Origin of the sequence: Promineifilum sp. (SeqCode), assembly GCF_041918635.1 — a bacterium.
GTDB lineage: Bacteria > Chloroflexota > Anaerolineae > Promineifilales > Promineifilaceae > Promineifilum.
Window position 1 is genome coordinate 1 of sequence record NZ_JAYRVJ010000459.1, and the last position, 7,853, is coordinate 7,853.

The 7,853-nt window shown below is 63.2% G+C and carries 9 protein-coding genes; 3 read left to right on the forward strand and 6 right to left on the reverse strand.

Annotated elements, in window-relative coordinates; genetic code table 11:
* Positions 1-534: amidohydrolase family protein (locus ACE3UY_RS14000; RefSeq protein WP_374688128.1), on the reverse strand; the 534-nt coding region annotated here is incomplete at its 3' end.
* Positions 535-900: 366 nt separating this feature from the next.
* Here ACE3UY_RS14000 and trxA point away from each other — a divergent pair.
* Together trxA and ACE3UY_RS14010 are read left to right on the forward strand one after the other, a co-directional pair.
* Positions 901-1,239: a thioredoxin gene (gene trxA / locus ACE3UY_RS14005; protein ID WP_374688129.1), complete on the forward strand. Its 339-nt coding sequence runs from the start codon at positions 901-903 to the stop codon at positions 1,237-1,239.
* Positions 1,240-1,378: 139 nt separating this feature from the next.
* A complete protein-coding gene (locus ACE3UY_RS14010; RefSeq protein ID WP_374688130.1) occupies positions 1,379-2,305 on the forward strand; it encodes an LLM class F420-dependent oxidoreductase in 927 nt (308 codons plus the stop codon).
* 41 nt (positions 2,306-2,346) lie between these two features.
* Here the strand turns inward: ACE3UY_RS14010 and ACE3UY_RS14015 are convergent, their stop codons facing one another.
* Complete coding sequence (locus tag ACE3UY_RS14015) at positions 2,347-2,823, reverse strand: hypothetical protein (RefSeq protein ID WP_374688131.1); 477 nt, start codon at positions 2,821-2,823, stop codon at positions 2,347-2,349.
* A gap of 152 nt (positions 2,824-2,975) precedes the next feature.
* The gene (locus ACE3UY_RS14020) at positions 2,976-3,818 is read right to left on the reverse strand and encodes a hypothetical protein (protein ID WP_374688132.1); all 843 of its coding nucleotides are present in this window, start codon (positions 3,816-3,818) and stop codon (positions 2,976-2,978) included.
* Between the two features lie 350 nt (positions 3,819-4,168).
* Between ACE3UY_RS14020 and ACE3UY_RS14025 the strand changes: the two genes are divergently transcribed.
* Positions 4,169-5,068 carry a R2-like ligand-binding oxidase gene (locus ACE3UY_RS14025; RefSeq protein ID WP_374688133.1) on the forward strand — a complete coding sequence of 300 codons (900 nt, stop codon included), beginning with the start codon at positions 4,169-4,171 and terminating at the stop codon, positions 5,066-5,068.
* 49 nt (positions 5,069-5,117) lie between these two features.
* On the opposite strand, the gene ACE3UY_RS14030 is transcribed toward ACE3UY_RS14025, so the two are convergent.
* From ACE3UY_RS14030 to ACE3UY_RS14040, 3 genes are all read right to left on the reverse strand, one after another.
* The gene (locus ACE3UY_RS14030; RefSeq protein ID WP_374688134.1) at positions 5,118-5,906 is read right to left on the reverse strand and encodes a class I SAM-dependent methyltransferase; all 789 of its coding nucleotides are present in this window, start codon (positions 5,904-5,906) and stop codon (positions 5,118-5,120) included.
* Positions 5,907-6,091: 185 nt separating this feature from the next.
* Positions 6,092-6,850 (reverse strand): proline-rich domain-containing protein, encoded by a 759-nt coding sequence (locus ACE3UY_RS14035; protein ID WP_374688135.1) that lies wholly within the window; start codon positions 6,848-6,850, stop codon positions 6,092-6,094.
* Between the two features lie 276 nt (positions 6,851-7,126).
* Positions 7,127-7,853 (reverse strand): VanW family protein (locus ACE3UY_RS14040; RefSeq protein WP_374688136.1); only part of this gene is annotated, 727 nt, incomplete at its 5' end.

Consider the following 7,853-nt stretch of genomic DNA (forward strand, 5'->3'; position numbering starts at 1 on the left):
CACATTCTCGCTGATGCCCGCCGCCGCTTCCTCCGGGCCGTTGCGATCCGTCACCTCATAGCACAGGACGGCGCGCACGCCGGCCTCGGTCACCGCGTCGGCTATCTGATCGAGCGAGCTGTCGATGGCGTTGGGGCTGGCATGGTGGTCGATGAGCGTGGTCGTGCCGTGCTTGATGGCGTCCACCAGCGAGACCAGCGCGCTATACGCGACGTCCACGTCGAGCAGCGCCCGGTCGAGCCGCCACCACAGCCGCTCCAGGATGTCCGGGAAGTCTTTGGGCGCGGGGCCGGGGATAGCCATGCCGCGGGCGAACGCGCCGTAGAAGTGGGTGTGGGCGCAGATGTTGCCAGGCATGACCAGCTGGCCGCGCGCGTCCAGCCGTTCGGCGTCGGGGTAGAGACCCAGCAGCCGGGCCGACGGGCCGATGTCATGGATGCGGCCGTCGCGCAGCAGCAGGGCGCTGTCTTCCAGTATCTCGTTGGGGTCAGTCCAGGTAACCAGGCGGCCATTGTGGATGAGGAGGTCGGTCATGATGCAATTCTAGCCGCGGGCGGGCAGCGCGCAAAAGAATGGGACGCTTGATTGCTCAGACCTGACAGGTGGGCGGCCAATGGTACGCTGACAACAGTGAAACTTGTGGCCGCCCACCTGTCAGGTCTTTCAGTATCGGTGTTCCATTTCCTGACAGAGTTCTATATAATCCCCGGGCGCTTACGTTGTTCTGATACGGGTAAGTAAGGATTGAACTTATAAGCGCGTCTACCAAAGAAGCGCCATGCTCTAGAAAGTAAGGCATTTGCGCCTGACACATATATCGCGGATGTATTCTGGGAAATCTGTGGATTCTTGTTCTGGAATCTGACGAGCAGAAAAGTCTGAAGGAGAATTAGGAAAATAATGGCTAAGCCACTCGAAGTTACCGATGCCACCTTCCAACAGGAAGTACTGGAGTCTGACGTTCCCGTGCTGGTCGACTTTTGGGCCGACTGGTGTGGGCCTTGCCGCTTTATCGCTCCCTTTGTGAAGGAGATCGCGTCGGAGCATGAGGGCTCGTTGAAGGTCGCCAAGATGGATGTGGACGACAACCCGGCCGTGCCCGGCCGCTATGCCATCATCGGCATTCCGACCCTGATGCTGTTCAAGGGCGGCCAGGTGGTGGAGCGCATCGTCGGCGCGCAGCCTAAGGAGCGTATCCTGGCCCAGGTGCTGCCGCACCTGGAGAAGGCCGCGGCCTAAGCGGATTCATGTCGAATAGGGGCGTCGCGCGTGGCGACGCCCTTTTTTGTTTCAGTATTCAGTGGATCAGTACAGACGACTGACCCACTGAATACTGACCTACTGAATACTGATCACTGACCACTAACAACTGGCCACCATGGAAATCGCCCTCATGATCGAAGGCCAGGACGGCCTGACCTGGCCGCGCTGGCAGCGCCTTGCCGCGGCTGCCGAAGATCTGGGCTTCGCTGGCCTCTACCGCTCCGACCATTACACCAACGCCACTCCGCCCGACAAAGCGTCGCTGGAACTGTGGGCATCGCTGACCTGGCTCGCCAGCCATACGCGCCGGATCGAGTTTGGGCCGCTGGTGTCGCCCGTTTCGTTCCGCCATCCGACTATCACGGCGCGCACGGCCGCGGCGGTAGACGACCTGTCCGGCGGGCGGCTGACGCTGGGGCTGGGGGCGGGCTGGCAGGAGCGGGAGCACACCCACTATGGCTGGGAACTGCTCGACGTGCCGGAGCGCTTTGCCCGTTTTGAAGAGGGGCTGGAGGTCGTCACCCGGCTGCTGCACAGCGACACGCCGGTTGATTTCCAGGGCACGTACTACCGGCTGCGCGAGGCGATCCTGCTGCCGCGGCCGGCGCGCCCCGGCGGCCCGCCTATCCTCATCGGCGGCAACGGGCCGCGACGCACGCTCCCTCTGACGGCGCGTTACGCCGACGAGTGGAACGGGGTCTACGTCAACCCGGCGCGCTACGCGGAGTTGAACCGCCGGCTCGACGAGCTATTGATCGAGGCGGGGCGCGATCCGGCGTCGGTGCGGCGGTCGCTGATGGCCGGCTGCGTCTTCGGTCGCGACGCGGCCGAGTTGGCGCGCAAGCTGGCCCGGCGTGGGGGCGATGCGGCCAGGCTGCGACAGAGCGGTGTGGCGGTGGGGGCCGGCGGGGAGATCGTCGAACAACTCAACGCCTGGGCCGCCGCCGGCGTGCAGCGCATCATGCTGCAATGGCTCGACCTGGACGACCTGGAAGGGTTAGAGGCGCTGGCAAGAGAATTAGGAATTAAGAATTATGAATGATGAGTTCTGCCATTCCTAATTCCTAATTCCTAATTCCTAATTCATTCCGCCGGCGGCTGCTTCTCGGTCGGCGGCTGCTCGGTGGGCCGGCCGGCGGGGGTGAACTGGGTCGCCAGCTTGTCTAGCTCGGTGCTGAGCCAGCGCAGGCCGCTGGCCATACCTTCCTGGGCCTTGCGGGCGAACTCGCCTGACTCAACGCGCTCTTTCGCGCCGACAGCCTCTTCCTTCACGCGCGCGGCCGTCGGGCTTTCCTTGGCCTGGTGGAGAACCTTCTCCACCTCGTCGGCAAAGCTCTTCATGCCGGCCCGCACTTCGGTCTCCATGCGGCGCGCCTCTTCACTGTTGAAAGCGGCTTCCAGCGCGTCGGCGAACTGGCGGCCGAGACGCTTGAATTCATCCGCAATGTCAGTGGAGGACGGCTTGGCCGCGCTGCCGGTCGGTTCCTCTTCCACGGGGATGTCGATCTTCAGGCGCTCTTCGTCCTTCAGTTGGTCAATATTGGGGTTTTGGTCACTCATCGCTTGGCGCTCCTTTCTGACAGTATACCACCAGGTATCTTTCTACTTTACGCGCGGAGCGGCCGGTGGGTTGCACCACGCGGCCGCTGGTGGCGCTCAAGTGAGCGTAACACGGATGACAAACAGGGCAACGTTATGACACAGGGCGCGCTTTACCTGACCGTCTGGTCGTCGTGGGCGTTGTCGTCATCATCGTCGTTGTCATTATCATCGTTCTCGTCATCGGCCGGTTGGATGATGTCGATCAGTTCAATCGTCTCGCCGGTATCCAGAGCAACTACCTTGATAAGGCCGATCTCCTCCGCGTAAAACTTGTGCTCCAGCACGCCCGGTTCCAGCGGCGTCCACTCCATCGTCTTCAGCACGTCGTCGAACGAGCCGTAGGGGACGGTCACCTTTTCCTCGACGCTCAAGATCTTCGCCATGTCCTCCGCGAAACCGGGATAATACTCAATGCGGTACTGCTCGCGCAGGTGCTCCTTGGGGTCGTCCCACATGGCGATGCCGGGCAGCGCGCCATCCACGCCCGCCTCCCATGAGCCTTCGTGGTCGACCAGAACGCCATCCTCGTAGTTATCGACCGCCTCGCCAAAGTACCAGACGTTGCCCTTCTTGTCCTGGGCGAACCAGTCCAGGGTATCCTCGACGATGACGCCGTCCACATACACAGTATCGCGCACGACGGTCGTCTTGACGCCCATGACTCTCTTGGTCTTGTGCAACACGGTGACTTCAATGCGCTCTAGCCCCTCGGCCGTTTGACCTTCATAGATGTAGGTCGTGCCGGGAATGAGGGGCAGGTACTTGTTGTCGATGGTACGCACAAAGTCATCGGGGTCGATGTCGATGTGGTAAGCGCCATCGGGCGCGTCCGATTGCGCCAGAGCGACGAGCGCGCCGAGCGGGTTCTGCCCGCCCGTGCCGTTCAGGACAAAGAGCAAAAGGGCGACGACGCCCAGGGCTATCAACAGGGGGATTTGAGCAAACTGCTTCATTTATTTCTCCATCACGTATCCGCCAAACGGAAAGAGGCGACCGGCTCGTCGCAGAGCCAATCGCCTCCTGTATGTTTTGGTATCGGTAAGTCGGTTTGGACCGGTTGAGCGCCGCCATCATATCGGATGCGACGCGCCTGTAAGTGCGCTTTCACGTGAAGCCAGTATAGACCGCGCGTGATAGTCGCTGAATGGGGTATCACCCCCCTTTGCTCGACAGAGAGACCTCCTATCGGTTAGGAATATCCCGTAGGCTATCTCACCTGAGTAATTAGGAATTAGCAATCAGCGCAAAAATCGGCGTCCATCCGCGTTCTATTCTTGTACAATGGGTGCTCAGGAGCGTGACAATGACCCACGAACTGTTTCTGACGACGACGCGCGGGTTGCAACGGGAGTCGCCGGCCATGCGGCTCTACGAGAAGGCCAAGCGGCTGGGCATTTGGAACCCCAGCGATATCGACCTGCGCCGGGATCGCGAGGATTGGCAAGGGCTGGCGGCCGACGAGCAGGACATCCTGCTGCGACTGACGGCCATGTTCCAGGCGGGCGAGGAGGCGGTCACGCTCGACCTGCTGCCGCTCATCATGGCTATCGCTGAGGAGGGGCGGGTGGAGGAGGAGATGTTTCTGACCACCTTCCTCTTCGAGGAGGCCAAGCACACCGACTTCTTCAACCGCTTTCTGACCGAAGTGGCGGGCGCGACCGGCGATCTGAGTCGCTACCACTCCGAGAACTACCGCGAGGTGTTCTATCGGGCGCTGCCGGAAGCGCTGGGCGCGTTGCGCCACGACCGCTCGGCCGCCGCTCAGGTGCGCGCTTCAGTGACCTACAATGTGATCGTGGAGGGCATGCTGGCCGAGACCGGCTACCACGCCTACTTCACCGTGCTGGAACGGCAAGACCTCATGCCGGGGACGCGCCGCGGTATCGCCCTGCTTAAACAGGACGAGTCGCGCCACATCGCCTACGGCATTTATCTGTTGTCGCGCCTGGTGGCCGCGGAGCCGGCGCTGTGGGACGTGCTGGAGGCGCAGATGAACGCCTTGCTGCCGGCGGCGCTGGGCGTCATCGGCGACGTGTTCGCCCAGTACGACCCCATCCCGTTCGGTCTGGTCGAGGCGGACTTCATCGACTATGGCCTCGCTCAGTTCCAGAAGCGCGTGGCCCGGCTGGAACGGGCGCGGGGGATGTCGCCGGAGGAGATCGTACAGACCACCAACCGGGTGATTGACCGGGACGACGGATAGCGTAGACCAGCGTAGACCTGTCAGGTTTTCTGAAAGCTGACAGGTCTGGTCAGGGGCGGCGGGCCACGAACAGCCCTTCTTGCAGCCGGAAGGTGGTCAGCTCCCCCTCCACGCGCGGGTCGAGGAAGTCGCGGGCATCGGCCGGGGCCTGGAGCAGCATCGCCTTCAGCCGCAAGCGCATCTCCGGGGTATGGCGGGCCGCCCACGTCTCGAAAGTCAGCCGCTTGTCGAGCGTCTCCTCTACCTCCACGACCAGCCCGGCGGCGGTCAAGGCGGCGCGCCACTCTTCCAGACTGAGGCAGCGGTTGTGGCTGGGATCGCGCAGCTTCTCGAAGGCGTTGACGTAGGCCCCGGCGGCGCGGACGCGGTCGGCCCGCTTGCCCCGCAGCCAGCTGCCGGGCACGACGTTGTCCACCACGGCCAGCGCCCCGCCGGGCCGGATGACCCGCGCCGCCTCGGCCACGAAGCGGCCGATGTCGGGGAAGTGGTGGGGGGCGATGCGGCAGGTGACGGCGTCGAACGCGCCGTCGGCCAAGGGCAGCTCCTCCACGTCCCCGGCGGCGAAGAGCACGTTGGCCGCGCCGCGCTCGGCCGCCAGCCGCGCGGCCAGCGGCAGCATCTCCGGCGTCAGGTCTAGCCCGACGACGGCGGCGACGTGGGGCGCGAAGGCCAGGGCGGTGTGGCCGGCGGCCGTAGCCACGTCCAGCACGCGCCACGCCGGCCCCGGCGCGACGCGCTCGACCAGACGGGCCAGACTGGCCCCGGCGGCGTGGGTGGGGCTGCTGACGTAGGCAGCGGCGTTGGCCCCGAACTGCGCGCGGACTTGTTGCTTGCTCATGGGTAAAGAATAGCACGCTGATGGCGCTGATATCAACGCTGATTTACGCCGCGAGAGACTATCGCTCTCTCAGTCCGCGAAAATCGGCGTTGGAATCAGCGTCATCAGCGTCCCATTCTGCTCCCAACAAAAAAGCCGCGCCCTGGTGGACGCGGCTCTCGTAAGACGCAGGCGCAGTTAATCCATTACCGATCCCGCGACTTGGCCTGCATCGGCGCGGGCATCTGATGCACGCCGCTCGGCGTCGGTGGACGCTGGTAAGTCCGGCCGCCGGCCGGTGGGCGGTTCGTGGTTGGCAGCTTCGGCTCGTCCGTCTCAACCGGTACGGGCTGCGACGCGCGAGCCGTGGTGGCGCGCAGCGGCGGGTGTGTGGGCAGGGCCGGCTGCGGCCGGGCTGCGGGTTGCTTATCCGTCTTGGCGTTGCCGGCCAGGTCGAAAACGTGCTCGCCGGCCACCGAGAACGCGCCGATGAACAGGATGCGCGTCAGCAGCACCAGCGCGGCCACGAAGATCGGCACCAGCTTCAGCAGCGTCTCGCGGGCCAGCACCTCATTGCCGAAGTCGTGGCTGATGAGCGTCAGCGAGACGGCCCACCAGGTCATGACCGCGTTCATCGTCGCGCCCAGCAGCCAGGCGCCCATTAGATACCAGACGGCCTTTGGCTCTTCCGCGCCGCGCTCCGGCGTGAAGAGCCGGGCCAGCCCGGCGAAGTCGATCGCGCAGAAAGCTGTCGCCAGGATGGTAGCCCAGGTCATGCCCATGAAGGCCACTTCGCCCAGCAGGCTGTTCAGCGCGAACCGTGTCGTATCAAAGTTAAAGATCTCGAATGCGATGAGGGCGACGACAAGAATGATACCGATGACCGTCTTGCGCGACGCACTCTTGAACTGTACTTCTTCCGGCACGGCCTTCGCCGACCGGTTGAATAACCTTTCTTGCTGCATCACCCTTTTCTCCTAAAGTTCCTCGGTTCCCAAAATCCCGAAAAGAGGTTCTCTGCGCCCGCCCGCCAGAGAAAAAAGCGGAAGGAGTCGGCAAGCTCTCACTCGCCGACTCCTCATCAAAAGGGGTAGTGGTGGGAGGGGAAGAGAATGTGTCTGTCCTAAACACTATAATAGCACAGATGTTCTACCAGTCAATCCCGTTGGGAAATACTGGCGATAAGTGGGGGATATGTTGGGGAAATGTAGGGCGGTTTAGCAAACCGCCCTACAAGGTAGTTAGAACTCCGGTTCGGGGACGAGCGAGTAGTCGCCTTCTTCCACACCGGGGCCGTAGCGGTAGACGTTGGGCCAGGGGATGTAGTTGCTGACGAAGGTGCGCTCTTCCATCAGCTCGCCGTTGGCGTTGAACACCTGGCGCGTGACGCTGACCCGCGCGCCCTCGGTGGCGTAGTCGTACTGCTCCACCGTGCCGGCGGCAATCTCCTCATCGTACTCCCACACATCCTCTTCCGGCGGCGGCACGACGTTCTCGAACACCGGCTCCGTCTTCACCACCCGCCGGCCCATGCTGGTGCTGTAGAACTTGAACGTGAGCGATTCGAACTCCTCGTTGTAGTAGTTCTCGATCAGCAGGTGGTGGGGCGTGTTATTGATGAAGCGGAAGTCCACAATGGGCGAGAAGACGGTCGCGTCCATGCCCGGCCCTTCGCCATCGTTGTAGTAGCCGACCATATAGCCGTGTTCCCAGCGCTCGACGATGGGGAAGCCGGACCAGAAGGCGGTCTGGTAGATGGTGGTGCTGACCTGGCAGACGCCGCCGCCGACGCCGCGCAGCGTCCGGCCGCCGACGATGACCAGGCCGACCTCATAGCCATCCGTCTCGCTGACGGAGCCGAGATAGCGGTTAAAGGAGAACTCCTCGCCGGGAGCCACGACAACGCCGTAGAAGTTGGCCGCGGCGCGGGCAATGTTGTGCTTGCGCGCGTCGGATGAACCGTAGAAC

Coding starts and splice junctions, on each gene's coding strand:
- trxA (WP_374688129.1), top strand. CDS start 901: ATGGCTAAGCCACTCGAAGTTACCGATGCCACCTTCCAACAGGAAGTA.
- ACE3UY_RS14010 (WP_374688130.1), top strand. CDS start 1,379: ATGGAAATCGCCCTCATGATCGAAGGCCAGGACGGCCTGACCTGGCCG.
- ACE3UY_RS14015 (WP_374688131.1), bottom strand. CDS start 2,823: ATGAGTGACCAAAACCCCAATATTGACCAACTGAAGGACGAAGAGCGC.
- ACE3UY_RS14020 (WP_374688132.1), bottom strand. CDS start 3,818: ATGAAGCAGTTTGCTCAAATCCCCCTGTTGATAGCCCTGGGCGTCGTC.
- ACE3UY_RS14025 (WP_374688133.1), top strand. CDS start 4,169: ATGACCCACGAACTGTTTCTGACGACGACGCGCGGGTTGCAACGGGAG.
- ACE3UY_RS14030 (WP_374688134.1), bottom strand. CDS start 5,906: ATGAGCAAGCAACAAGTCCGCGCGCAGTTCGGGGCCAACGCCGCTGCC.
- ACE3UY_RS14035 (WP_374688135.1), bottom strand. CDS start 6,850: ATGCAGCAAGAAAGGTTATTCAACCGGTCGGCGAAGGCCGTGCCGGAA.